The 25,133-nt window shown below is 71.0% G+C and carries 22 protein-coding genes and 1 pseudogene; 10 read left to right on the top strand and 13 right to left on the bottom strand.

Annotation, left to right across the window (positions count from 1 at the left end):
• The first annotated feature begins 178 nt into the window (after positions 1 to 178).
• A complete protein-coding gene (locus tag ABZ707_RS25905; protein ID WP_360179388.1) occupies positions 179 to 2,398 on the top strand; it encodes an NADP-dependent isocitrate dehydrogenase in 2,220 nt (739 codons plus the stop codon).
• 471 nt (positions 2,399 to 2,869) lie between these two features.
• Here ABZ707_RS25905 and ABZ707_RS25900 read toward each other — a convergent pair whose 3' ends face one another.
• A complete protein-coding gene (locus tag ABZ707_RS25900; RefSeq protein WP_360179386.1) occupies positions 2,870 to 3,568 on the bottom strand; it encodes an HAD family phosphatase in 699 nt (232 codons plus the stop codon).
• Between the two features lie 144 nt (positions 3,569 to 3,712).
• Between ABZ707_RS25900 and ABZ707_RS25895 the strand changes: the two genes are divergently transcribed.
• Positions 3,713 to 4,771, top strand: a complete 1,059-nt coding sequence (locus tag ABZ707_RS25895; RefSeq protein WP_360179384.1) for a lactonase family protein — start codon at positions 3,713 to 3,715, stop codon at positions 4,769 to 4,771.
• Between the two features lie 197 nt (positions 4,772 to 4,968).
• On the opposite strand, the gene ABZ707_RS25890 is transcribed toward ABZ707_RS25895, so the two are convergent.
• The 3 genes from ABZ707_RS25890 to ABZ707_RS25880 all read right to left on the bottom strand — a co-directional run bounded on the left by ABZ707_RS25890 (position 4,969) and on the right by ABZ707_RS25880 (position 7,660).
• Positions 4,969 to 5,889 (bottom strand): hypothetical protein, encoded by a 921-nt coding sequence (locus ABZ707_RS25890; protein WP_360179382.1) that lies wholly within the window; start codon positions 5,887 to 5,889, stop codon positions 4,969 to 4,971.
• 95 nt (positions 5,890 to 5,984) lie between these two features.
• Complete coding sequence (locus tag ABZ707_RS25885; RefSeq protein ID WP_360179380.1) at positions 5,985 to 6,986, bottom strand: BadF/BadG/BcrA/BcrD ATPase family protein; 1,002 nt, start codon at positions 6,984 to 6,986, stop codon at positions 5,985 to 5,987.
• The gene (locus ABZ707_RS25880) at positions 6,983 to 7,660 is read right to left on the bottom strand and encodes a uracil-DNA glycosylase (RefSeq protein ID WP_360179378.1); all 678 of its coding nucleotides are present in this window, start codon (positions 7,658 to 7,660) and stop codon (positions 6,983 to 6,985) included. The genes ABZ707_RS25885 and ABZ707_RS25880 overlap by 4 nt, the downstream gene beginning before the upstream one ends.
• A 163-nt stretch (positions 7,661 to 7,823) precedes the next feature.
• Between ABZ707_RS25880 and ABZ707_RS25875 the strand changes: the two genes are divergently transcribed.
• The gene (locus tag ABZ707_RS25875; RefSeq protein WP_360179376.1) at positions 7,824 to 8,831 is read left to right on the top strand and encodes a zinc-binding alcohol dehydrogenase family protein; all 1,008 of its coding nucleotides are present in this window, start codon (positions 7,824 to 7,826) and stop codon (positions 8,829 to 8,831) included.
• 65 nt (positions 8,832 to 8,896) lie between these two features.
• Here the strand turns inward: ABZ707_RS25875 and ABZ707_RS25870 are convergent, their stop codons facing one another.
• Both ABZ707_RS25870 and ABZ707_RS25865 read right to left on the bottom strand, forming a co-directional pair.
• A complete protein-coding gene (locus ABZ707_RS25870) occupies positions 8,897 to 9,868 on the bottom strand; it encodes a DUF389 domain-containing protein (RefSeq protein WP_360179374.1) in 972 nt (323 codons plus the stop codon).
• Positions 9,869 to 10,011: 143 nt separating this feature from the next.
• Positions 10,012 to 11,100 (bottom strand): exo-alpha-sialidase, encoded by a 1,089-nt coding sequence (locus tag ABZ707_RS25865; RefSeq protein WP_360179372.1) that lies wholly within the window; start codon positions 11,098 to 11,100, stop codon positions 10,012 to 10,014.
• A 333-nt stretch (positions 11,101 to 11,433) separates the two neighbouring features.
• On the opposite strand from ABZ707_RS25865, the gene ABZ707_RS25860 reads away from it, so the two are divergent.
• The 4 genes from ABZ707_RS25860 (at position 11,434) to ABZ707_RS25845 (ending at position 15,021) form a co-directional block, all read left to right on the top strand.
• A complete protein-coding gene (locus ABZ707_RS25860; RefSeq protein WP_360179370.1) occupies positions 11,434 to 12,540 on the top strand; it encodes an NADH:flavin oxidoreductase/NADH oxidase in 1,107 nt (368 codons plus the stop codon).
• Positions 12,541 to 12,919: 379 nt separating this feature from the next.
• A complete protein-coding gene (locus ABZ707_RS25855) occupies positions 12,920 to 13,375 on the top strand; it encodes a cyclic nucleotide-binding domain-containing protein (RefSeq protein ID WP_360179368.1) in 456 nt (151 codons plus the stop codon).
• Positions 13,376 to 13,638: 263 nt separating this feature from the next.
• Positions 13,639 to 14,451: an MIP/aquaporin family protein gene (locus ABZ707_RS25850; RefSeq protein ID WP_360179366.1), complete on the top strand. Its 813-nt coding sequence runs from the start codon at positions 13,639 to 13,641 to the stop codon at positions 14,449 to 14,451.
• Between the two features lie 219 nt (positions 14,452 to 14,670).
• Positions 14,671 to 15,021: a helix-turn-helix domain-containing protein gene (locus ABZ707_RS25845; protein WP_360179364.1), complete on the top strand. Its 351-nt coding sequence runs from the start codon at positions 14,671 to 14,673 to the stop codon at positions 15,019 to 15,021.
• A gap of 33 nt (positions 15,022 to 15,054) precedes the next feature.
• Here the strand turns inward: ABZ707_RS25845 and ABZ707_RS25840 are convergent, their stop codons facing one another.
• The gene (locus ABZ707_RS25840; protein WP_360179362.1) at positions 15,055 to 16,413 is read right to left on the bottom strand and encodes an FAD-dependent oxidoreductase; all 1,359 of its coding nucleotides are present in this window, start codon (positions 16,411 to 16,413) and stop codon (positions 15,055 to 15,057) included.
• A 199-nt stretch (positions 16,414 to 16,612) separates the two neighbouring features.
• On the opposite strand from ABZ707_RS25840, the gene ABZ707_RS25835 reads away from it, so the two are divergent.
• Entirely contained in the window at positions 16,613 to 17,437 is an 825-nt protein-coding gene (locus ABZ707_RS25835) for a DUF6214 family protein (protein WP_360179600.1), read from the top strand.
• 38 nt (positions 17,438 to 17,475) lie between these two features.
• Here the strand turns inward: ABZ707_RS25835 and ABZ707_RS25830 are convergent, their stop codons facing one another.
• Complete coding sequence (locus tag ABZ707_RS25830; protein ID WP_360179360.1) at positions 17,476 to 18,153, bottom strand: DUF305 domain-containing protein; 678 nt, start codon at positions 18,151 to 18,153, stop codon at positions 17,476 to 17,478.
• A 158-nt stretch (positions 18,154 to 18,311) separates the two neighbouring features.
• Here ABZ707_RS25830 and ABZ707_RS25825 point away from each other — a divergent pair, with 158 nt between their 5' ends.
• Complete coding sequence (locus tag ABZ707_RS25825; RefSeq protein ID WP_360179358.1) at positions 18,312 to 19,808, top strand: hypothetical protein; 1,497 nt, start codon at positions 18,312 to 18,314, stop codon at positions 19,806 to 19,808.
• Here the strand turns inward: ABZ707_RS25825 and ABZ707_RS25820 are convergent.
• The 5 genes and pseudogenes from ABZ707_RS25820 to ABZ707_RS25800 form a co-directional block, all read right to left on the bottom strand.
• The gene (locus tag ABZ707_RS25820; RefSeq protein WP_360179356.1) at positions 19,802 to 20,437 is read right to left on the bottom strand and encodes a helix-turn-helix domain-containing protein; all 636 of its coding nucleotides are present in this window, start codon (positions 20,435 to 20,437) and stop codon (positions 19,802 to 19,804) included. The genes ABZ707_RS25825 and ABZ707_RS25820 overlap by 7 nt on opposite strands.
• 191 nt (positions 20,438 to 20,628) lie before the next feature.
• Positions 20,629 to 21,363, bottom strand: a pseudogene (locus ABZ707_RS25815) (HAD-IA family hydrolase).
• Positions 21,364 to 21,491: 128 nt separating this feature from the next.
• A complete protein-coding gene (locus ABZ707_RS25810; protein WP_360179355.1) occupies positions 21,492 to 22,184 on the bottom strand; it encodes a phosphatase PAP2 family protein in 693 nt (230 codons plus the stop codon).
• Positions 22,185 to 22,217: 33 nt separating this feature from the next.
• On the bottom strand, positions 22,218 to 23,153 hold the full coding sequence (locus tag ABZ707_RS25805) for a M56 family metallopeptidase (protein ID WP_360179353.1): 936 nt from the start codon (positions 23,151 to 23,153) through the stop codon (positions 22,218 to 22,220).
• A gap of 117 nt (positions 23,154 to 23,270) precedes the next feature.
• A complete protein-coding gene (locus ABZ707_RS25800; RefSeq protein ID WP_360179351.1) occupies positions 23,271 to 23,894 on the bottom strand; it encodes a DUF5134 domain-containing protein in 624 nt (207 codons plus the stop codon).
• A gap of 353 nt (positions 23,895 to 24,247) precedes the next feature.
• Between ABZ707_RS25800 and ABZ707_RS25795 the strand changes: the two genes are divergently transcribed.
• On the top strand, positions 24,248 to 25,133 hold an 886-nt coding region (locus ABZ707_RS25795; RefSeq protein ID WP_360179349.1), incomplete at its 3' end, for a glycoside hydrolase family 71/99-like protein.

Here is a 25,133-nt window from a genome sequence, read left to right as displayed (position 1 = left end):
GGCGAGCGCCGCAGGTCAGGGGGGGGCGCACCGGCGCACGCCCCCGGACCCTGCCGACCGCCGCGCGGACGGGGTGACACGTTTCCGCCCACGGTGAAGCAGGGCCCTGTCGAAAGGGGCTCGAACAAGAGATATCTTGATGTCAAGCAATGTTGCGGACGTGGAGCGGAGCACCCGGGTGACTGACTCGACCATCATCTATACACACACCGACGAGGCCCCGGCCCTGGCAACGTATTCGTTCTTGCCTGTGATCGAAGCGTATGCCTCGACAGCCGGGGTCACTGTGGAGAACCGTGACATCTCTCTCGCGGGGCGGATCATCGCCGGCTTCCCCGAGCGCCTTGAGGAGAGTCAGCGGATCGACGACGCACTCGCGGAGCTGGGTGAGCTGGCCAGGACTCCCGGCGCGAACATCATCAAGCTGCCGAACATCTCGGCTTCGATCCCGCAGCTCAAGGCCGCGATCGCCGAGCTTCAGCAGCAGGGCTACGCGCTGCCCGACTACCCGGACGACCCGAAGTCCGACGAGGACCGCGAGGTCCGCGCCCGCTACGACAAGGTCAAGGGCAGCGCCGTCAACCCGGTGCTGCGCGAGGGCAACTCCGACCGCCGCGCGCCCGCCTCGGTGAAGAACTACGCCAAGGCGCACCCGCACTCGATGGGCGTCTGGGAAGCCAACTCCAAGACGAACGTCGCGCACATGGACGCGGACGACTTCCGCTCCACCGAGAAGTCCTCGGTCATCGCCGAGGCCGGCTCGCTGCGTATCGAACTGGCCGGCGACGACGGCAGCACCACCACGCTGCGTGAGTCGGTGCCCGTGCTGGCGGGCGAGATCGTGGACGCCTCCGTGATGCGGGTACCGGCGCTGCGCGAGTTCCTCACGGCGCAGATCGCCCGGGCCAAGGCCGAGGGTGTGCTCTTCTCGGTGCACCTGAAGGCCACGATGATGAAGGTCTCCGACCCGATCATCTTCGGCCACGCGGTGCGGGCCTTCTTCCCGAAGACCTTCGCCGAGTACGGCGAGACGCTCGCCGCGGCCGGCCTGAGCCCGAACGACGGGCTCGGCGGCATCCTCAACGGCCTGGAGTCGCTGCCCGAGGGCGCGAAGATCAAGGCGTCCTTCGACGCCGAGCTCGCCGACGGTCCCGCCCTGGCGATGGTCGACTCCGACCGGGGCATCACCAACCTGCACGTACCGAGCGATGTCATCGTCGACGCCTCCATGCCGGCGATGATCCGCACCTCCGGTCACATGTGGGGCCCGGACGGCCAGGAGGCGGACACCCTCGCCACCATCCCGGACAGCAGCTACGCCGGCATCTACCAGGTCGTCATCGACAACTGCCGTGCGAACGGCGCCTTCGACCCGGCGACGATGGGCTCGGTGGCCAACGTCGGCCTGATGGCGCAGGCGGCCGAGGAGTACGGCAGCCACGACAAGACCTTCGAGATCCCGGTCACGGGCACGGTGCGGGTCCTCGACGACCGCGGCGACGTCGTGCTCGAACACGCGGTGAGCGCCGGCGACATCTGGCGCATGTGCCAGACCAAGGACGTACCGGTCCGGGACTGGGTCAAGCTCGCCGTCACCCGCGCCCGCGCGACCGGCGACCCGGCGGTGTTCTGGCTCGACGAGGGGCGCGCGCACGACGCGAACCTCATCGCGAAGGTCAAGGAGTACCTGCCCGAGCACGACACCGAGGGGCTGCGCATCGAGATCATGGCCCCGGTCGACGCGATCGCCTTCTCCCTCGACCGTATCCGCCGGGGCGAGAACACGATCTCGGTCACCGGCAATGTGCTGCGCGACTACCTGACCGACCTGTTCCCGATCCTGGAGCTCGGCACGAGCGCCAAGATGCTCTCGGTCGTTCCGCTGATCAACGGCGGCGGACTGTTCGAGACGGGTGCCGGCGGCTCCGCGCCAAAGCACGTCCAGCAGCTCGTCAAGCAGAACTACCTGCGCTGGGACAGCCTGGGCGAGTTCCTGGCGCTCGCCGTCAGCTTCGAGCACCTCGCGCAGAAGACCGGCAACGCGCGCGCCCAGGTGCTCGCCGACACGCTCGACCGTGCCACCGGCACCTTCCTCAACGAGGACAAGTCGCCCAGCCGCCGGGTGGGTGGCATCGACAACCGGGGAAGCCACTTCTACCTGGCGCTCTACTGGGCGCAGGAGCTGGCGAAGCAGGACGACGACGCCCAGCTCGCGGAGGCGTTCGCCGGGCTCGCCAAGACACTGGCCGACCAGGAGCAGACGATCGTCGACGAGCTGATCGCCGTCCAGGGCTCGCCGGCCGACATCGGCGGCTACTACCGCCCCGACGCGGCCAAGGCGTCGGCGGTCATGCGTCCGTCGGCGACGTTCAACCGGGCCATCGCGACCCTGGGCTGAGCGGGAGCCGCAGCGACGGCACCGTGCGGTGACCGCGCCCCGGCCGGACTTCCCCGTCCGGCCGGGGCGCGGTCGCGTTCACGGGCAGCCGGGGCGGAGATGCTGTCCGCCGGCTCCGACTCCGTCATTCCGGGGGAGATGACCGCGACACGGAGGTGGCCGGCCTCCTGCCGCGGCCCGTCGGAGATCGCCCGGCACCCGGGCCGTGCTGTGCGTCGTCCATGACACGCCGAGGCTCCCGCGATCGCCACCACCCCGAGCCCCGTCGCCGGCAGAGCCGCGATGCCCAGCCGTCGTCCGGCCCGCATGATTCCCCTCCCTCGCCCGCCCGGGACGGGCGGAGCAGCCGATGTGCGCCGGCCGTCCGGCCCCACCGCCGGATCGCCGTCTTCGCACGTCAGGGCCCATGATCCGGTAGCACTCGGGGCGGTTCACGGGCGGGTGCCGGGGGCGTGGTCCGGACGAAGGGCCCTACGCGCCGCCGCCGTCCGCCGGGAAGATCCATTCGTACGCGGCCCGCGCCGTGAACTCGCGCCGGCCGCCCGGAAAGACCAGCCCGGCCGTGCGGTATGCCGGGTCCGAGGCGGTGTCCGGCAGATACGGGATCGCGACGCAGCGCATCCCGGCGGCATGCGCCGCCAGCACCCCCGGCGCGGCATCCTCCACCACCACACAGTCCGCCGGCCGGGCTCCCAGCCGGCGCGCGGCGTCCAGGAAGACATCGGGCTCCGGCTTGCCGTGAGGGACCTCGTCGGCCGAGACGGTCGCGGCCATGTACGCGTCCAGGCCGGTGACCGACAGCGCGGCATCGATGGCGGCGCGCGACGAGCCGGACGCCACGGCCAGGGGCACGCCGCCCGCGTGCAGCAACTCCACGAGCTCGCGCATCTCCGGGAACACCTCCGTCGAGGTGCGTACCAGCTCCAGATAGAGGCGGTCCTGCTGAGGGTGCAACTCATCGACGGGCGTGGCGATCCCGTACTCCTCGCGCAGCGTCTCCAGCGTCTCCCGGGTGCTGATGCCAAGGAAACGGCTGTGCTGCTCCCAGCCGAAGTCGTGTACGCCGTAGTGGGCGAGGAGCCGGCGACCGGCTTCGTAATAGTTTGGCTCGCTGTCAACGAGCGTTCCATCGAGATCGAAGATGACCGCCGGGGTACGCGAAGTGCTCATGCGTCTCAGCATGCCAAGTCGGTTCTCCCCGGACGACGCCGGACGATGCCGGACGAGGCGGGGAATTGGTCCAGACCGCCTGCTACCGTCGGCCGGGCAGCGGCGCCGGACCGTTGAGGATCAGCCGAAGAGGGGACACACACTGTGAGTGGCAGGAACGACGGGCGGGCCTTCATCGGATCGTTCACCTCGCCGGGAGGACGGGGGATCATCGTCGCGGCCGTGGACGCGGAGACCGGGGCCCTGACGGAGCGGGGAGCGACCGACGCCGTCGCGGACCCGTCCTTTCTCGCGCTCGCGCCCGGCGGATCCGTGCTCTACGCGGTCAGTGAGCAGGAGGAGGGCGCGGCGGCGGCCTTTCTGGCTCCGGCCGCCGACGCCGTGGACGCGACACCCCGGCTGATCGGGGAGCCCGTACCGGTGTGCGGCGCGGGCCCCACACATCTCACGCTCACCGCCGGCCATCTGCTGACCGCCAACTACGGTTCGGGCAGTGTCTCGGTGCTTCCTGTCGGCGGCGACGGCGCGCTGCGCGCCGTGAGCGGTGTGCTCCAGCACGAGGGCGGCGGACCGCACCCGGACCGGCAGCGCGGCCCGCACGCGCATCAGGTGACCGCCGATCCGAGCGGGCGCTGGGTGCTGAGCACCGATCTCGGCACCGACTCCGTCCGGATCTGCGCTCTGGACGCGGCCTCGGGCGAGCTGACCACGCACGGCGAGACAACACTGCGCCCCGGCGCCGGTCCGCGCCATCTCGCCTTCCACCCGGCAGGCGGCCACGCCTATGTGCTGTGCGAGCTGGAACCGACGCTCACCGTCTGCCGCTGGGACGCCGCGACAGGGGTGCTCGAACCGGTGGGTGAGACGTCCGTCCTGCCCGACAGTGCCGCCGTCGAGAGCTTCGCCTCCGCGGTGGTCGTGGCGCGGGACGGCAGGTTCGTCTGGGTGGCCAACCGGGGACACGACAGCATCGCCGTCCTCGCGCTCGACGAGACGTACGAGAAGGCGGAACTGGTCACCACCGTGCCGTGCGGCGGCCGCTGGCCGCGCGACCTCGCACTGGACCCGGCAGGCCGCCGTCTCTACGCCGCGAACGAGCACTCCGGGGATGTGACCTGGTTCGACATCGACCCGCACACCGGTGTCCCGGTCCGCGCGGGCTCCATAGAGGCCCCCGCGGCCTCCTGTGTGATCTTCGGCTGACCGAAAGGCCCCGAGGTACCCCGCTCCGTACGGCGCGGACGCGGGGAGCCGTACACGCGCCGGGGAGGGCGCGCGGCGGCCGGCTCGCGGAAGGGCCCGCGCCGGAGCGATCCGGTGCGGGCCCTTTCCATGCGCGTACGGGTGAGTCGCCTCCCCGCAGGCAGGGGTGTCTCCCCGGGTCCCCGTGCGGGGACATGTCAGTTCGCCGACGTGCCCTGCGGCTGCGGCGCGATGCCCAGCGCGGTCGTGTACTTCGACAGCACCAGCTTGCCGATCGCGGGGTAGGCGCCGAGCGGCTCGGCCGCGGCGCAGTCCGCCTCCTTGAGAGCCACGTCGAGCAGCCCCTCGGGCAGCTCGGGGCCGACCAGGTAGGGAGCGAGCGCGAGCTGGGTCGCACCGGCGTCCCGGAGCTGTTCGGCGACCGCGGTGACCGAGCCCTCGACATCGAGCGCGGCGGCCATCACCGGCACGGCGAGGCGCGCGGCGAGCAGCATCCCGGTGATCCCCGCGGTCTTGACCGCCTCCTCGCCACCCACCGTGACCAGGATGATCCCGTCGGCCGCCGTGGCGACGGTGAACAGCCGCGCGCGGTCGGCACGGGCCAGACCCGCCTCCGAGAGGCGCACATGCAGACCCTCCGCGAGCAGCGGGTGCGGCCCGAGGACATCGGTCAGCTCCGCGGCGGCGGAACTGTCCGCGACCGCCTGCTGTATCCGCCCGGCCAGGTCGCTGTCGGGACCGGCGAGCAGCGGCACGACGACGGCGGCGGGGCCCTCGGGTTCGGCGACCTCACGGCCCGCGGCCTTCGCCAGCTCATAGCGTTCCGTACGCTGCGTCGCCGTCCGGGTCAGGACGCTCCCCAGCGTGGGGTACTCGGAGTCGTCGCCGTCCAGGAAGCCGATGGCGGCGTCCAGGCCGGGCAGCTCCGAGCGGGCGATGCTGACGACCTCCTCGGCCAGGCCCCGGACGGCGGGCGAGGGCGTGCCGGGAACGGCGAGGATCAGCGCGGGCGCACCTTCGGGCGCCGCCACGGGTTCGGGACGGCGGTGGCGCCCCGACTGGCGGGGTCGCGGCATTCGTACGGGCAGGCCGGATGCGGGCCCAGTGGGGGTGCTCATGGCGCCGAATGTTACTGGTTTTGTGGGAGCGACTGTTCGGGGAGGGGGCGGTCGTGAACCTTCTGTCCTTATTTATCCGTTAGGTATTTTTCTGCTCATCTATCGTGTTGTGTCGGGACGTTCAGCATGCGGGGATCCCCCGGCAGCCGTAGGGAGTCCGTGGCGAGCGCCGCCGCGATCAGCAGTGCCCCGGCGAGCGGATCATGAGCCGCGGCGACCGTCGTGGCGTGCGGGAGCTGACCGGCCAGTTCCGCCCGCAGCGGCACGAGCAACGGATCGCCCAGCTTGAACAGCCCGCCCGTGAGCGCGACTTCGCATGCACCGGACGGCGGGCAGACAGCCGCCGCGGCCTCCGCGATATGCCGCGCCGCTGTCGCGAGAATGCCCTCCGCGACCGGGTCGCCGGCGGCGCACCGGGCCACTTCGGGTGCGAACGAGGCGAGCACGGCGGGCCGGTCCGTACGCGGATAGAGCAGCCCCGGCATTTCGATGGCGGGCCCGAACGCCAGCTCCATTCTGGAGAGCAGCGCTGGCGATCCGCCGCGCCGGCCGTCGTGGGCGCGCATCGCCGCCTCCAGTCCGGCCCGGCCGATCCAGGCTCCGCTGCCGCAGTCACCGAGCAGATGACCCCAGCCGTCAGCTCGGCGCCAGCGCCTCAGATCGGTACCCAGCGCGATCATGCCCGTACCTGCGGCGACAACCGCTCCGGGACGCTGTCCGAGCGCCCCGGCGTATGCCGTGACCGCGTCGGCGGCGAGTGCCAGCCGGCGTACGCCCAGGGCCCGCTCCAGCGCCGTCGGCAGCTCGGCGCGGAGTCCGTCGCCGAGCGTCGCCATCCCGGCCGCGCCGATCGCGACGGCGGACAGGGTGTCCGCTCCGGACTCGGCCAGCAGCGCCTCCACCGAGGGCAGGAGCTGACCGAGCAGGTGACCGGCGTCAATGCCGGCGGGGCCGGTGCGCACCGGCACGGTGGAGACGGTGGTGCCCACCGTGGCAACGGCGGCAGACGGGGAGCCGGCCGTCCCGGTGGGGGCCGTGCGGCCGAGTGCGACGCGCACACCCGAACCGCCGGAGTCCACACCGAGCACCCAGCTCACGGCAGTTGCCAGTCCACCGGCTGTGCTCCCTGCCGGAGCAGGAGGTCATTGGCACGACTGAACGGACGCGAGCCGAAGAAGCCGCGGTCCGCCGACATGGGGGAAGGATGGGCCGACTCGACCGCCGGGAGATCCCCGAGGAGCGGCCGCAGATTGCGGGCGTCACGTCCCCACAGCACGGACACCAGCGGCTTGCCGCGGGCGACCAGGGCGCGAATGGCCTGCTCGGTCACCTCTTCCCAGCCCTTGCCCCGGTGCGCGCCCGGCTTGCGGGGCGCCGTGGTGAGGGCCCTGTTCAGCAGCAGCACCCCCTGCCGCGTCCAGGGAGTCAGATCACCGTTGGAGGGACGGGGCAGGCCCAGATCCGTGTGCAGCTCCCGGAAGATGTTCTCCAGGCTGCCGGGCAGGTTCCGCACGTCGGGAGCGACCGAGAAACTGAGCCCGACGGCCATTCCCGGGGTGGGGTAGGGGTCCTGACCCATGATCAGGACCCGTACGTCGTCAAAGGGTTGCTGGAAAGCGCGGAGCACGTTCGCCCCGGCGGGTAGGTAGGTGCGGCCGGCCGCGACCTCGGCCCGCAGAAAGTCCCCCATCGCCGCGACACGTCCGGCCACGGGGGCCAGCGCCTCTGCCCAGCCGGGCTCAACAACTTCACTCAAAGGTAGTCCCGCCACGACGCGCCACTTTACCCGTGCGCAGAGGGTGCGCCCTGCCCGGGACAGCCCCGTGGAGCCGCTGCCGCCTTTCTCCGTTGTGCGCTTACGGTCTCCGAGGCGGACCCTGGAAGGGGTGGCGGGCGGACGTCCGGTCCGCCCGGACCGTCCGAAGGAGCCCACCATGGCCAGGCAGATGATGCACGCGATCGCCAGCTACAAGGGACTGCCGATCGATGACCCGGAGAGTCTTCAGGATGTCGAAGTGCCCGTCCCGGCACTGCGGCCCCGCGATGTCCTGGTGCGGGTCCGGGCCGTGTCGGTGAATCCGGCGGACGTGAAATCGCGGGCCGGACTCCCGGAGGGCGAGGAACCGCGGATCCTGGGGTTCGACGCGGCGGGGGTGGTGGAGGCCGCCGGGCCGGAGGTGAGCACGCTCTCGGTGGGAGACGAGGTCTGGTACGCGGGTGATGTCACCCGCCCCGGAGCCAACTGCGATCTGCACGCGGTGGACGAGCGGATCGTCGCTCTCAAGCCCGCCTCCCTCGGCTTCGCCGAGGCCGCCGCGATGCCGCTGACGACGATCACGGCGTGGGAGACGCTCTTCGACCGCTTCGGGCTGACGGCGGACTCCACCGGCACACTGCTCGCGCTGGGCGGGGCCGGCGGGGTGGGATCGATCATGATCCAGCTCGTCAAGGAGCTCACCGGCCTGCGGGTACTGGCGTCGGCCGGCCGCCCCGAGTCCCGGGAGTGGGTGAGGCAGTTCGGCGCCGACGATGTCGTCAACCACCATCAACTCGCCGCCTCCACGCGTGAGGTGGCTCCCGATGGCGTGGACTACCTGTTCAGCCCGCACTCGCGCGGCAATGTCGAGGCGTTCGCCGAGATCGTCCGGCCCTTCGGGCACATCACCGCCATCGACGAGCCGGAGGGACTGGACCTGCTGCCGTTGAAGGCCAAGAGCATCGCCTGGCACTGGGAGCTGATGTTCACCCGGTCCATCTACCAGACCGAGGACATGATCGAGCAGAAGAGGCTGCTGGAGGCGGTGAGCGCACTGGTCGACGACAAGCGGATCCGCACGACCCTCAATACGTCCATCGACGACTTCTCCGCCGCCGGTCTGCGCGAGGCACACCGCCTGGTCGAGGCCGGTCGCTCCACCGGCAAGGTCGTTGTCACCCGCTGATTCCCTCCGGCCGGCGGTGCTGTCCGTGCGGCGGTTTCCCGTACCGGGACGCGCCCGCGGGGATGTCACGCGGTCGGGCCGGCTTCCAGCGGGCCGTCGGGGGGAATGGGGGCCACGCGCATGCCGTACCGGGCCCACAGGGCCCGCTGCAGAAGCAGGGTGAGGGTGCCGGCGAGGAACATTCCGGCGAGGTTGACGCCGAGCTGTACGAAGGAGGCGCCCACCTCGTGCCAGTGCGCGAGCGCGATCGCCACGGCGATGTTCCCCGCCGCGGGGACCGTGGTGACGGAGATGAAGACGCCGATCAGCGCGGACGACTTGCCGGCTGTCAGGGACAGGATCCCTGCCACCCCCGCCAGGACCGCCACGATGAAGGACCACTTGTCCGGGTGGATGATGAAGTCGGACAGTGGTCTGTTGTCGAGCATGTCCGGAGTGATCCAGCCCAGCAGGCGGCTGACGGCGGCGCATGCCAGCGTGATCGCGATCGCCACCGTGAAACCGACCGCGAGCGCGCGCACGGCCGCGCCGATCAGGCGCCAGTCCCGGCGCATGAGCCCGAAGCAGATGGCCGCCACCGGACCGAACTCCGGGCCGAGCACCATGGCGCCGACGATGAGGATCGGCTGGTCCAGCAGCGTGCCGATCGCGGCGAGCTGCGTCGCGAGCGCGAGAAACGCCAGGAACCCCCAGGTGATGCGCGTATCGGTCGCGGTCCGGGCGGCCAGTTCATGCCAGACGACGGCGTCGTCCGGGTCTCCGGGAGCCACTTTCTCGGCCTCTTCGGCCGCCGTGGAGAGGGACAGCGCCAGTTGTTCGACCGTGATGGCACCGGTGTCCTTGAGCCCGAGAGCACTCAACTGCTCCAGTACGCCGTTCGCGGCCTCTCTCGCCACGTCGAACTCCACGAAGTCACCGGCGGGCGCGTAGGCGGCACCGACGATCCTGATCACATTGACGATCGCGGGATGGGTGTCGGCGATCCGCAGCACCTCTTCGGTGCGGGCGGTGGGACTGATCACTCGGACATGCAGCACGAGAGGCATTGTGCCGGGGCCCGGCCCCCGGCTCGCTCAGGGGCGTCCGTACGGGGAACCGATCAGCCCGATGCGCGCGACCGGACCCCGCACGCGGAGCCGCCCGGGTATGTGCGGTACGCGGGCGACACACCCGAAGGACCCTAATCCCCGATGGCCGCCGCCCGGACGCAGAGGACATCCGGCAGATGCGAGGCGAGCCGCTGCCAGCGGTCTCCGTCGTCCGCGCTCGCGTAGACCTCGCCATTGCGATTGCCGAAATACACGCCCGCGGGATCCGCGTCGTCCGTGCACATCGCGTCGCGCAGCACCGTGCCGAAGTGGTCTCCCTCGGGCAGCCCCGCCGACAGCGGCTCCCAGCTCTGGCCCGCGTCCTCTGTGCGGTAGACCCGGCAGCGCCGCCCGGCCGGGACCCGGTCGGCGTCGGCGTTGATCGGGAAGACATAGGCCACATCGGCGCGGTGCGGGTGTGCCGCGACCGTGAAGCCGAAGTCGGACGGCAGGCCGGCGCCGATGTCGCTCCAGCGTGCTCCCGCGTCGTCGCTGCGGAAGACCCCCCAGTGGTTCTGCAGATACAGCCGGTCCAGATCGCCCGCGTCCTGCGCGATCTTGTGCACGCACTGGCCGAACTCCGGATGCGGATCGGGCAGGAAGGACGCCGACACGCCCTTGTTGGACGGGGCCCAGCTCCGGCCGCCGTCCCGGGAGCGGAAGACCCCGGCCGCGGACACCGCGACGGTCAGCGCGTCCGGATCGCGGCGGTCGGTCACCACCGTGTGCACCGCTTCCCCTCCGCCGCCCGGCTCCCAGCGTGAACGCGTCGGATGCTCCCAGAGCGGCCGGACCAGCTCGAAGGTCTCGCCTCCGTCGTCGGAGCGGAACAGCGCGGCGGGCTCGGTGCCCGCGTACACCACGTCCGGCTCCGAGGGCCCGGCCGGATGGAGCTGCCACACCCGCTCCAGCGACGCGCCCGTGTCCTGGGGGAACCTGACCGCCGGTTCGGCCGGCTCCGTCCAGCTCGTCCCGAGGTCGTCGGAGTGGAACACGGAAGGACCCCAGTGCGCGCTGTCCCCGCCGACCAGCAGCCGCGGCACGGACCGGCGCGTGTCGATCGCGATCGAATAGACCGCCTGCGCGTTGAAGTGCGGTCCGTCGAACCGCCATCGGCCGCTGTGCCTGCGGCCGATGAAGAGCCCTTTGCGGGTACCTACGGTGAGCAGTACGTCGGTCATGACCGACCACCTCCAGGACGACGTTGTCTCGGACGGAGGACAGTCTGTACCCGGCCACTGACAGTGCCCTCGGGAGCGGGCGTCCGCGCAGGCCGGACGGTATGTCGTTGCTGCGGCGACATACCGTGTCGGGCCGGCTCCGGTCGGTGCCGGTCGGTGCCGGCCCGTGGCGATCGGTGCCGGCCGGTGGTGGCCGCGTGTGCGATCCCGAATTCGGACGGCGGAACCGGAATGGTTCGCCCCGCGCGTGGCTTCTCGTTATTTGGTGGACGTCGTAGTACGACGTGTACCGTACAAAGAGTTCAGTCGCGCGAGTCGAAAACGGAGCCCGGAATGAGCGCTGCCCTTTTTGAGCCGTACACCCTGCGGTCACTGACGATCCCCAACCGGGTGTGGATGGCGCCCATGTGCCAGTACTCCGCCGCGCCGGACGGCCCCGAACAGGGTGTACCCACCGACTGGCACTTCCAGCACCTGGCCGCGCGGGCCGTCGGCGGCACGGGCCTGATCCTCACCGAGGCCACCGCCGTGAGCCCCGAGGGCCGCATCAGCCCGTACGACCTGGGGCTGTGGAACAGCGCCCAGACCGACTCGTTCCGCCGGATCACCTCCTTCCTCAAGAGCCAGGGGACCGTTCCGGGCGTCCAGATCGCCCACGCCGGGCGCAAGGCGTCCACCGAGCGGACCTGGGTGGACCGCGGCGCGCCGATCCCGCCCGGAGACGGGTACGGATGGACCCCGGTGGGCCCGAGCCCGCTCCCGTTCGGCGAGACCTCCACCGTCCCGGAAGAGCTGTCCACCGAGCGGATCGAGGAGATCGTGGAGCAGTTCGCCGCGACCGCCCGCCGGGCCCTCGCGGCGGGCTTCGAGGTGGCCGAGATCCATGGCGCCCACGGCTACCTGATCAACCAGTTCCTCTCGCCGTACACCAATCGCCGGACGGACGAGTACGGCGGCTCCTACGAGAACCGCGTCCGCTTCGCCCTGGAGGTCGTGGACGCCGTACGCGCCGTGTGGCCGCAGGAGTTGCCGGTCTTCTTCCGTATCTCCGCCACCGACTGGCTCACCGAGAACCCGGACGACGAGCGCGAGGGCTGGACGGCCGAGGACACCATCCGGTTCGCCGGCGACCTCTCCGCCCACGGCGTGGATCTGCTGGACACCTCCACGGGCGGCAATGCCCCCAACGCCAAGATCGACGCGGTCCCCGGCTACCAGGTGCCGTTCGCCGAACGCGTCAAGAAGGAGACGGAGCTGGCCGTCGCCGCGGTCGGCCTGATCACCGAGGCGCGGCAGGCCGAGGAGATCATCGCCAATGGGCAGGCGGACGCCGTGCTCCTCGGCCGTGAGCTGCTGCGCGATCCCTCCTTCGCCCGGCACGCCGCGCGGGAGCTGGGCGTCGCGATCTCCGGTCCTGACCCGTACCACCGGGCACTCTGACCGGCGGGGCCCCGTCCGGCACCTCCCGTCCGGCCCCCGGGCCGGTGGTGCCGGGTGCCGGACGGGGCCCGAGCCCCGTCCGGCCGTCCAAAGAATCTTCAACGGTCCGCTCCCGGCACTCGAAGAGGACCGCGCGGCGGGGATACGCTCGTAGGGAGAGCCGTCTCGCCCAATGCCTGGCTGGGACGAAGACCTGCCGGAACGGCGGGTCACGATGCCGTTCAGAACGGGTCCGTTCGAAACGGCTCTCCGCCTCGCGCGCGCGTCGGCCGCGGCCGGCCCGGGGCGCCGCGGGTGAACAGCCGCAGATGCCGTCGAGAAGACCGGGGTGCCCCGGCCGTGGCGTCCTGCGGGCCGCTTGGCGAGGAGGTTCGCGACCATGGCTTCCCCAACGCGTCTGATGACCGTGCTGCCCGTCGGTCATCGCGAACTCCTGATGGGAATGGCCCGCGACGTCTTCTTTCCCCAGGACACCAGGATCTTCGAGGAGGGAAGCCCGGCGGACAGATTTTGGATCATCCACACGGGCACCGTCGCACTCGATCTGTATGTCCCCGGCCGGCGGCGGGTGATGGTCGATACGCTCGGCATGGGGGAACTGCTCGGCTGGTCCTGGCTCTTTCCCCCGCACGAGTGGCATTTCGGGGCCGAGGCGTTCAGCCCGGTGCGGGCCCATGAATTCGACGGAATCGCGGTACGGACCCTGTGCGAGGACGACCCGGCTCTGGGCTTCATCCTGACCCGCTCCATCGCCGCGATTCTCGCCGGACGGCTTGAGGTGGCCCGTGCGCACCTGCTCGACCGCTACATGCTCCATGGCGGCCCCGGGCTCTGACCGGGCAGGCCGTTCACCGGCTGACGGCCCCGCACGGCCCGGGGCACACCCCAATGGCCCCACGGCCCGGCGGCCGTCCGGCCGGGGGAGCGCGGCCCGCGACGGATCGACGGCCAACGATTGACCTGCGGCGCCGCCGTTCACGCCGCTCTCCGCCGACGGCTCTGCCGCGCGGTCGCGCGTCGCGGAACTCCTCTGCCCGGCACAGAATGCCGATGAGACGCAGCACTATCGGTCCGCGGATCGGCAGAAGGCGGGATCCCATGGCGGAAAGCGCGGAAAAGCGAGGTCTTCTCGGTGAGCTGTCCGCGGAATTCGCGGGCACCATGATCCTCATTCTCTTCGGCTGCGGTGTGGTGGCGCAGGTGGTGGCCGCCGGCGTCGGCGACCACGACAGCATCGCGTGGGCCTGGGGGCTGGGCGTCACGTTCGGTATCTATGTCGCCGCCCGGGTCAGCGGCGCCCACATCAACCCGGCCGTCACGCTGTCCCTCGCGCTCTTCAAGGGCTTCTCGTGGCACAAGGTCGCCCCCTATGTGGTCGCGCAGACCGCCGGCGCGTTCGTCGCCGCGCTGCTTGTGCGCTGGAACTACACAGAGGTCCTGGCCAAGGCCGATCCCGGGCACACCGACAAGACACAGATCGTCTTCTCCACCCTTCCCGGCAACGGCACACTGCCGGTGAGCCAGTGGGGAGCCCTGCGCGACCAGATCATCGGGACCGCCCTCCTGGTGCTGGTCATCTTCGCCGTCACCGACCTGCTCAACCAGCCTCCGGGGGCCAACCTCGGCGCGCTGATCGTCGGTCTCGTCGTCGTGGCGATCGGTATGGCCTGGGGCGCGGACGCCGGCTACGCCATCAACCCGGCACGCGACTTCGGCCCCCGGCTCGCCAGCTTCATCACGGGATACGGAGGCGCGTGGCGGGACCAGTACGGCGGCTTCTACTTCTGGGTGCCCATCGTCGGCCCCCTCGTGGGCGGCCCGCTCGGCGCGGCGCTCTACCGGCTGCTTGTCGGCCGGCACCTGCCGACACGGGGCAAGCAGGAGCCCGGCCGCATCCCGGTCACCGACTGACCCGAAGACATGGCGCCGCGCCGCCACCGGCAGCCCCCGCACGCGGGAGGCCCCGTCGATCTGGGCCAGCGTCTGGTCCGCGAAGGAGGGCAGCCCCCCGCACGCGGGAGGCCCCGGCGGCACGGCAGGCTCCGCCGCCGCGTACGGCGCCCCGCACCCTAGGGCGAACTACGACGGATCTCGTACGATAAGGCTCCCACCCAAGGAAGTGGAGCCGCTGTGACCACCCCGACCCGTACCCGCGAACTCGCTCATCCCCCGCGGGAGGCGATCCTCCTGGAGGGAGTGCTCCACGCCCTCTCCGACCCGCTGCGCCTGCGCGTCGTCCGCGAACTGGCCGCGGCCGGCCGGGAGCTGTCCTGTTCGCACTTCGATCTGCCGGTCACCAAGTCCACCACCACACACCACTTCAGGGTGCTGCGCGAGAGCGGTCTGATCCGGCAGACCTACCGGGGCACGACGAAGCTGAACGGCCTGCGCGGTGACGATCTTGACGGCCTCTTCCCCGGACTGCTCGACAGCGTTCTGGCGGCGGCCAGGAGCCAGACGGAGCGCCTCGGCGGCGCCTGACCGGAGGCCGCGTCCCGCCGGAGGCTTCCGGCTTCAGCGCCCCACCCGCTGGGCCCGCAGCGCGGCCTCCAGCAGGCCCTGCCAGTCGGCGATCTTCACCGACCGCCGTCCCAGTGACCGCCCGAGCGCCGCTTCGGCCTTCTCGATCGCCAGCCAGCCCGGCCACTCCACCGGCGCCTGGCCCCATTCGCGCAGCACGGCGACCGGATCCGCCGCCACCCGGCGCGTGACCAGCGCGGGCGCGTCGGCGAGCAGTGAGGCGACCGTCTCCTTGGCATCGGACCGATTGGTCCCGATCACTCCGACCGGGCCGCGCTTGATCCAGCCCGCGACATACTCGCCGGGGGAGGGCGCGCCGTCCCTCAGTACCCGCCCCGCCGTGTGCGGCACCGTCCCCGTGCTCTCGTCGAACGGCAGCCCCGCGAGTGGTACGCCCCGGTAGCCGACCGCCCTCAGCACAAGCTGTGCCTCGATGTCCTCGTACGCGCCGGTGCCGCGTACGCCCCCGGTCCCGTCCGGCGCCGTACGTTCGAACCGCACCCCGGCGGCCCGGCCGCGCGCCTCGAGAATCTCCACGGGGCGCAGGAAGAACCGCAGGTGGATCCGGCGCGGCTTGTTCCCGGGCGGCAGTGCGGCCCAGCCGCGGACGACCTCCAGATTGCGCCGGTTCACCGCCGGCAGCGTGATGTCTCCCGCGTGCGCGGGGTCCAGTGCCAGGTCCGCCCGGTCCACCCGGATCTCCGCCGCCGGGAGCGACCCCAGCTCCCGCAGCTCCTTGGTGGTGAACTTCGCCTGTGCGGGACCGCGCCTGCCCACCAGGTGTGTGTCGCGTACACCGCTGGCGGCCAGCGCGCCCAGGGCGGCATCGGGCACATCGGTCGCCCTGAGCTCCTCGGCGCCGCGCGCCAGGACGCGGGCCACGTCGACGGCGACATTGCCCGCGCCGATCACCACGGCCGACCGTCCGTGCAGCGCGAAATCCCTGCTCGCGGCGTCGGGGTGGGCGCTGTACCAGGAGACGAAGTCGGTGGCCGAGAAGCTGCCGGGCAGTGCCTCGCCCGGCACGTCGAGCGACCGGTCCCTGGCCGCTCCGACGCAGTAGACGACCGCGTGGTACAGCTCCCGCAGCCGCTCGGGCGTGAGGCCCCGCGCCCCCACCTCCACATTGCCGAGAAAGCCGACCCGCTCATGCTCCAGCACCGTGCGCAGACTGCCCTGAAGCGATTTGATCTTCTCGTGGTCGGGTGCGACACCGTAGCGCACCAGCCCGTACGGGCAGGGGAGCCGGTCCAGGATCTCCACCTGGACATCCGGCACCCGGGTCTGCTCGACCAGGGCCTGGGCGGTGTAGACGCCACTGGGACCCGATCCGACAACGGCGACGCGCAGCACGGCGCACTCCTTCCCGCCGGGACTCCAGCATCGCACCGGCGCGCGAATCCGGTGCGATGAGCCGACAGGGTGCCGTACGGGGCGGGCGCGTGCGCGCCATGGCTATAAGGGCGGATTGCCTTATTAAGTTGTGAATGTGTCGGAACACGAATTGATTTCCGCCCAGGACCCCGATGAGAGTGACGGGTACGAGTGGCCCATGTGGGAGGTGCAGGGACACGGCACCGTGACCGGTGCCGGTGATCCCCGCGACGGCGCCGCGCGGCGCGAGATCCTCCCGCCCTGGGTCGATGTCCGGCTGACCTTCGCCGACGGCGCCCGGCTCGATGTGCTCGCGGTGGTACGGGACGGCCGCATCGCCATCGAGGGCGCGCAGGCCGACCCCCCGCTGGCCCTGGACGGCTTCGCCGCACTCGCCGAGGCGATCGAGACACCGCTGCAGAACGCCTGCCGGATGGTCATCGGCCAGCTCCGCCGACCCGCGCCGGAGGGGTTCCTCGGCGAGCCCGTCTCCGGTGAACCGGCCGAGCCCACGATCGGACCCTTCGGCGCCGGGACCGTGGACATCGAGGCGCCCGAGGCGGGAGTCCCCGGGGGCGAGACGGCCGGCGGTGTCGCGGACGGCGCGCCGTCCGGCCATGAACCGGCCGTCCACGAGTCCGCCGCCCGGGAGCCGGCGGCCACCGAGTCCGCCGGCGCCGAGCCCGGCGCCGGGCAGGAAGCCGTCACGGCCGCCGTGGAACCGGCCGCGGGCGATCCGGCCGACCATGATCCGGCCGACTCGTCACCGGGCTACGGCGAGGACCAGGAACCGTCCGGCCGACACCGGGGCCGGCCGGCCGCGCCGCGTGGCAGCGCCGCCCGGCGGAGCGTCGCCGAGATCTACCGCGCGGCCCAGCGGGAGGGCCGGGACCCGGTGCTCGCGGTGATGTCAGCGACCGGATTCAGCCGCCGCAAGTCGCTCAGGCTGATCGCCGGGGCCCGCGACGCGGGACATCTGACGCCTCGTCACCACCGTCGCTGACGGGCCGTCATATCGGCTGCGGGCGGGCGGTGTCGGCCTCACATGGAGCGCATCCGGTTCATCTCTGAGGTCTGCTGGGCTATGACGTCGGCCGCCATCTCCTCGATCAGGATGTTGTTGCCCTGCGAGAGCGCGTCGGTGGCCATGGTGATCGCCCCCTGGTGGTGAGTGATCATCAGCTTGAGGAAGAGTTCGTCGAAGGCCGCGCCCCGGGCCGCGCGCAACTGCGTCAGTTGGGCCTCGGTGGCCATTCCCGGCATCGTGCCGTGGTCATGTCCTTGCTGCCGCTTTGCCCCGCCATTGGTTTTCAGCCAGCCGTTCATCGCACCGATCTCCGGCTTCTGCGCGGCCTCGATCCGCTCGGCGAGCCGCTTCACCGGTGTCGATCCCGCCCGTTCACCGGCGAGTCCGGCCATTTCCAGCGCCTGCCCGTGATGCACGATCATCATCTGCGCATAGGCGAAATCAGCGGAGTTGGGGCTGTCGTCCGGCGCCTCCTTGGCCGCCTCCTCGGGGGAGAGCGTCCGCGCGGGCTGCCCCGGCTTACCGGGAGCCACCACGCCGGGACCCTTGCTCCCCCCGGCCTCCGCCTTCTTGTCGCCCCCCGACTCGCAGGCTCCCAGGGCGAGCAGGGCGGCAGCGACCGCTGCCGCGACGGCGGACCGGCGGACACGCGGGCTTCTGCGGTGGATCAACACAGCGACCTCCAGCGGCACATGGTGTGGTGGAACACCGTACTAACACGCTTCCGCATGTGGTTGATCAAAAACTTTCATTACGTCTGTGTTGCCGTCTGTTGAGATGTACATGAGAAGGACCATACTGCCGAGGTCCGAGACTCGTTCAACTCGGAACGGTTTCTAGGGAGGACGTAGTGATCTCGTTGCACACCACCCGCGTGCGGCGCAGACGTCTGGGCGTGGCGGCAGCCGCGGCCGGGCTCTTCGCCACTCTGCTGACAGCCGGACCCGCGGCTGCCACACCCGACCCCGGCACCGGCCCGGCCAAGGGAAAGATCTCCGCCGGCCAGGCCGCCGAGGTGAAGGCAGCCGTCCAGAACGGCGAGATACCCGGCGTGGACGAAGTCGTCCACAGTCGCAACATCACGCACCTGAACAACACCCCGAAGGACGCGCTGGCCGGAACGAACTCGGACCTGACCTTCCAGGGCAAGTACGCCTTCTCCGGTAATTACGACGGCTTCCGGATCTTCGACCTCAGCAACCCGAAGTCCCCGAAGACGGTCGCCCAGGTCCTGTGTCCCGGATCGCAGAACGACATCTCCGTCTCCGGCGATCTGCTCTTCCTCTCCACCGACTCCTCGCGCAGCGACAACTCCTGCACCAGCGCCACGCAGCCGGCGTCGGAGAAGTCCTCGTGGGAGGGCATCAAGATCTTCGACATCCGCGACAAGCGGAACCCGAAGTACGTGGCCGCTGTCGAGACCGCCTGCGGCTCGCACACGCACACGCTGGTGCCGGAGCGCAAGGACGTCTACGTCTACGTCTCCTCGTACTCGCCCAGCACGTCCTTCCCGGACTGCCAGCCGCCGCACGACGGCATCTCCATCATCAAGGTGCCGCGCAAGGCCCCGCAGCGGGCCGCCGTCGTGGACTTCCCGGTGCTCTTCCCGGACGGCGGAAACCCGGGCGCGCCGACCAACCCGGGTGTCTCCGCGACCACTGGCTGCCACGACATCACCGTGCTGCCCTCCAAGGACCTGGCAGCCGGTGCCTGCATGGGTGACGGCATCCTCTTCAACATCAAGAACCCGGAGCGGCCCAAGGTCATCGACCGGGTCCAGGACAACACCAACTTCGCGTTCTGGCACTCGGCGACCTTCAACCAGGACGCCGACAAGGTCGTCTTCACCGACGAGCTGGGCGGCGGTGGCGCCGCGACCTGCAACGCCGAGGTCGGCCCGGACCGCGGTGCCGACGGCATCTACGACATCGTCGGCCGCGGTGACCACCGCAAGCTGGTCTTCCGCAGCTACTACAAGATCCCCCGTCACCAGGCGGACACCGAGAACTGCGTCGCCCACAACGGCTCGCTGATCCCGGTCAAGGGCCACGACATCATGGTCCAGGCCTGGTACCAGGGTGGCGTCTCGGTGTGGGACTTCACGAACTCCTCGAAGCCGAAGGAGATCGCCTACTTCGAGCGCGGTCCGATCTCGACCACGACCATGACGACCGGCGGTTCCTGGTCGGCGTACTACTACAACGGCTACATCTACTCGAACGACATCGCCAAGGGCTTCGACGTGCTGAAGCTCGACGACCGCAGGACGGACGCCGCGAAGCGGGTTCGGCTGGACGAGCTCAACGTCCAGACGCAGCCCGAGTACTTCCGCGGCTCCGGTCACTGAGGGACGATGCTCTGACCTGTTCCGCCGGGCGGTTCGCCGCCCGGCGGAACACCCAGCTCCCAGTCCAGCCCGTAGCGTGTGAACAGCTCGGCGCGGAGCCGCTCAGGCGGCATCGGCGCACCCGGCATCAGCACCGCGAAGACCGCGCCCATCAACAAGGCGCGCAGCATCGGATAGTCGCTGTCCGGATCCGGTGACCCGTATGCCACGACCGTCTCCCGCAACAGCCGTGCGAGCCGCTGCTGTTCGGGGCACTGCACAAAACCCTCGGCCGCCAGGATGCCGGCCATGTGCGTCCGCATCAGGACGGGACTGCCGGCGGCGAGCCCGAGAATGGCGTCGATCGCCCGCGCCATCAGCTCCCGGCCGTCGTCCGTCGCCGGCTCACGCCGCAGGGCCGCCTCCAGCGTACGGTGCATCAGACGGTGTACGGCGGACTGCAACAGGTGCCGTTTTCCCGGGAAGTAGTACGACACGAGACCGCGTGCCGAACCGGCCCGGTCGGCGATGTCGGCGAGTGTCGTGGCCTCGTAACCACGCTCGGCCACCAGCTCCACCGTCGCCTGCAACAGCCGCTCCCGGGAACGCCGACGGAGCTCTTCATTGACCGATGCGCTCCGCGGGGACATGCTTGACTCCTGCGTTGACTGGCTCTCAGCCAATATACTCAGTGCGTCCCGCCGCAGGCCCTTCCGGGCCTGGTCAGCGGGGCTGCCGCCTGCCTTGGGCGACGCGGGGGATCGTCCAAGTCAGGCGGCTTCGGCATGCCCCGGCGCTCGGGGCCGCCCGTTTCGGCGGCCCGGAGCGCCCGTTTTTGGGGCTACGGCAGTGGTGTGGCCCGGGGCTCGGGCAGCGGCCCCTGGCCCGCGAGGGCGACGACGGGCCGCAGTCCCGCCGGCCGCTCCTCCACCGGCAGGTGGTCCACGAAATGCACCGAGCAGCCCAAGTCGGCCGCTCCGCCGTCCGCTTGCCGGTCGTCGCCGACCATCAGCACATCGTGCGGATCCTGGCCCAGCTCCTCGCAGGCCGCCCGGAAGAGCCGCACATCCGGCTTCTGCACGCCGTGCTCGTACGAGAGCACATAGGTGTCAATGAACGCGTCCAGCCCGTGGGCGCGGAAAACGGGCCGCAGGTCCCAGCCGATATTGCTCACCACCGCGACGCCGACACCGCCGCGCCGCAGGGCGCCGAGCACCTCGGCCGCGTCGGCGTACGGGCGCCAGGCGTCGGGCGTCATATGGCGGTCGTAGAGCGCGTCGTACAGGGCCGGATCGGGCAGCGGCACCTGTTGGGCGAGTCCGGTGTACACGGCCCGGTGCCGCTCGGCGCTCTCGTCACGGGTCGGCCACAGCCGCGCCAGCTCCGGCGGCATCTGCTGCGGGGAAGAACCGCCGGGCAGCGCCCCGGCCACGGCCAGGCGCATCGCGTACCGCCGCAGCTCATGAGGCGGCATGGCCAGACCGGCCTCGTCGAGCACCGCACGCAGTCAGGAGCCGGCGGATTCGATACGGAAAAGGGTTCCGGAGAAATCGAAGAGCACACCCTTGTAGGTCATGTGCTCGATCCTTCCGGTGGCAGCGCTTCCCAAACAAGGCGTGCGCCGTATACGGCCGCCGTCGCGCCCGGGAGGCTCCTGCCGGGCCCGACGGCGTCCCGGAAGGGCGCCCCCGGCGTTCTCGGACGTCATCGCTCCCCGGACCGGGCCAGGCGGCCGTACGCGGCCAGCGAGAGGGCGACGACGCAGCCGCCGAGCAGCCAGCCGCCCAGCACGTCCGAGCCCCAGTGCACCCCCAGCCACAGCCGGGTCAGGCCGGCCCCGGCCACCGAGACGGCCGCGAGAGCCAGCGCCGTACGCCACGTCCGAGGGCCCGTCCCATGGCCCCGCAGCAGCCACAGCAGCAGCCCGCAGGTGACCGTGGCCGTCATGGCGTGCCCGGACGGGAAGGCCGCGAAGTCGGCGGAGTCGACCGGGTCGGGCCAGTGCGGGCGCTCCCGGCCCACCGCGGACTTCAGCGCCGTGGAGAGGGCCGCGCCGACCGCGCTCGTCGCCGCGACCCACAGGGCGAGCAGCCGGTCCCCGCGCAGCCACACGGCGATCACGGCGGCGGCCGTCAGCAGACGCATCGTCCACGGGTCCCAGACCCAGTCGGTCAGCACCCGGTTCGCCCAGGTCGCCCCCGGCTGCGCCACCGCCCGGTCGTGCAGTCTCTCGGCGAGCGTACGGTCGAAGAGCAACAGCGGATCCCATCCCGCCACCACGAGCGTCACCAGGACGCCCGAGAAGGAGGCCAGCAGAGCGGCCGTACGGGCGGGTGTGACACGCACGGGACGCGGCGGGGGAGTGGGCGCGGGTGAGGGAATCGACGGCGAACGCATGAAGTGATCCTTGCCGATGAGCCGCCGGTCAAGCTATCCCAGCGCGCGCAGCGCCGGTACGAAGGCGATCAGCAGCGGTACCACGGGCACCAGCGTGGCGGCAGCGGTCAGCCGCAGCCGGCGTCCCGCCGTCAGCCGCTCCACCGGAGACAGCAGCCGGCTCACCCGCCGCGGGAGCTGGGCGTCCGGTGCGGTACCCGGACCGAACACCCCCCGGTCCTCGTTGAGTTCGACCAGGGCCAGCGCGATCGTCCGCCGGCCGAAGCGCCGTGAGGCGGCGTCGTCAGCGGCCAGTTCGACCAGCCGGTGCATCTCGTCGCGGAACGCCGCGAACACCGGCACCTGGGGGAAGCCGTTCGCGAGCGCTCCTGAGCAGTGCAGCAGCCAGTCGTGCCTGGCGCGCGCGTGCCCCTGCTCATGGGCGAGGACGGCATCGAGCTGGCGGCCCTTCAGACGGCGCAACGCGGCGGTGGTGACGACGAGTTGGGGTGCTGCGCCGGACAGCCACCAGGCGTCGGAGCGCTCGCTCTCCAGGACGACGAGCGGATCGCAGCCGGCCTTCTCGCCGGGCAGCGCGGGGGAGCGTACGAGCAGTGCCGCGCGGCGGGTGCGGCGACGGCGCCGGGCCCGGTGGATCTCGCGGGTGAGCATCGCCGCCGTCCACAGTCCGCCGCTCGCCAGGACCACCGCGAGTACGGCCGACCACGGCCGGTTCGCGCCGAGGGAGTACGCCTCCATCACACCGTGCGGAGCCGGGGCGAAGACATGTCCGCGTACCGCCTGCCAGGCGGCGGCCGCGCTGAAGGTCATCGAGAGCGCGAAACTCAGCAGGACGGCCGCCACGACGCACTGCCACACCCACAGCGCCACCACGGGCTCGCGCTCCGGCCACTCGGCTCGCGACAGGAGCCGCGGGGCGGCGACGGCGGCCAGTGCGCCGAGCAGCAGCAGCGCCAGGGAGACCATCATGGTTACCAGACTAGGAGGGCCGGGTCACCAGGGGTATGGGCTCGCCGGGCAAGTGACCCACGACACGTTTCGGCCGGTCCGGTCCGCCCGGTCCCTGTCGGATACCGGGCGTGGGGCTCAGAGCGTGAGCAGCATCGCCAGCATGGCGAGCCCCATGGAGAGTCGGCAGGCCAGCGCCAGCTCGGGGCGGTCGCCCCAGCCGACCCCGGCGGCGATGCCCCCGCCCGTGCCGGCCGGGGCAGGGGCACCGGCCGCGAGGCCGATGCCGGCTCCGGCCGAGACACCGCCCTCGGCCGCCGAAGGCAGCGGCAGCAGGCGTCCTCCCGTCCACAGCACATATCCCGCGTAGTAGATCAGCAGCAGCCCGGTGATCAGCGGGGTGCCGCCCGCCAGATGCGCGCCGTGCTCCCCGGCGGGCGCCCGGGCCATGGCCCAGGCCATGTAGACCATGGCGAGCGTCCCCAGAAGATGGTGCAGATGGTGCGGCGTGCCCCGGGCCGACGCCATCGCGTACAGCGCCGCGCCGCCGAACACCACCACATACACCGGCCAGACCCACCGAGGTGGTGTCACCACGGCGGTGGGCACGGCCATGGCCGCCATCCCGAAGGCCATCAGCGCCTCGCCCCCCGCCGAACTGCGCTGTTCGTCCACGCTGCTGCGCAACCGGAGCAGACAGTAGCCCCCGGCCGCCGCGCAGAGCGCGACGAGCAGCCAGCCGGCCGTCGCCGGTCCGTGCACCGCGCACCTCCCCCGCTCAACGGTGTCAGGGAGGTGATGCCCGCCACACCCCGGGCGCATACGAGCGCAGAGGGACACAAGGGGAGCACACCGGGGTGAAAACGCCGCTTCCCCGGGCGCCCCGCACTAATTCGTATTTCGCTGGAAACGGTAAGTGTAAAGAAAATCGACTGACAGTCCGGGTAATTCTGGGGCGAATTCCTGGTGCCCGTGGCCTTGTGCGGGCCCGTCCGGTCCGACTACTTTGCACAGGCGTGTCCCGGGGAGCCGGGCGGGCTGCCGCCGCCTGTAAATCCCCCCACTCCCGGGGAATTGCGCATTTCTGGCAGATATCTAGTGGGAGGAAATCCTCCATGAGTGTGTCACGACGGTCCGTCATCGCTTCCGCGCTGGCCGCATCGGCCGCGATCGGTGGCGTCGGTGCTGCCCAGCAGGCCACAGCCGCGTCCGCGCCGAGACGCCGAGTGAATCCGGGAACCTTCGCGTCCCCGCCGGGTGATGTGGTCGGTAAGATCACTGTGGGTTATCAGGGCTGGTTCGCGTGTATCGGTGACGGTGCGCCGATCAACAGCTGGTGGCACTACAGCCAGAACGCGGGCCAGCCGCCGTCGCCCTCGAATACGACGCTGGTGTCCTGGCCGGACATGCGGGAGTACACCCGTACCTATCCCACGGCCTATCCGAACCTGGGCAACGGCGGCACGGCGACCCTGTTCTCCTCCTGGGACCAGCAGACGGTCGACACCCACTTCCGCTGGATGCGGGAGAACAACTGCGACACCGCCGCCCTCCAGCGGTTCAACCCCTTCAGCCCCGAGGGCCCCACCCGCGACGGAATGGCACAGAAAGTACGCCAGTCCGCCGAGGCCCACGGCCGCAAGTTCTACATCATGTACGACGTCACGAGCTGGACGGACATGCAGGCCCAGATCAAACAGGACTGGACCTCCACAATGAAGGCCCACACCGCCTCCAGCGCCTACGCCCGCCAGAACGGCAAACCCGTCGTGTGCATCTGGGGCTTCGGCTTCAACGACCCCGGCCGCCCCTTCCAGCCCGCCCCCTGCAAAGACGTCGTCGACTGGTTCAAGGCCCAGGGCTGCTACGTCATCGGCGGCGTGCCCACCCACTGGCGCAACGGCACCAACGACTCACGCCCCGGCTTCTCCGACGTCTACCACTCCTTCGACATGATCTCCCCCTGGATGGTCGGCCGGATCAGCAACGTCAGCCAGGCCG

Source organism: Streptomyces sp. NPDC006923, from assembly GCF_040635655.1.
Lineage (GTDB): Bacteria > Actinomycetota > Actinomycetes > Streptomycetales > Streptomycetaceae > Streptomyces.
The sequence above is the reverse complement of the archived record's forward strand: the minus strand, read 5'-3'. Positions and strand labels throughout refer to the sequence as shown.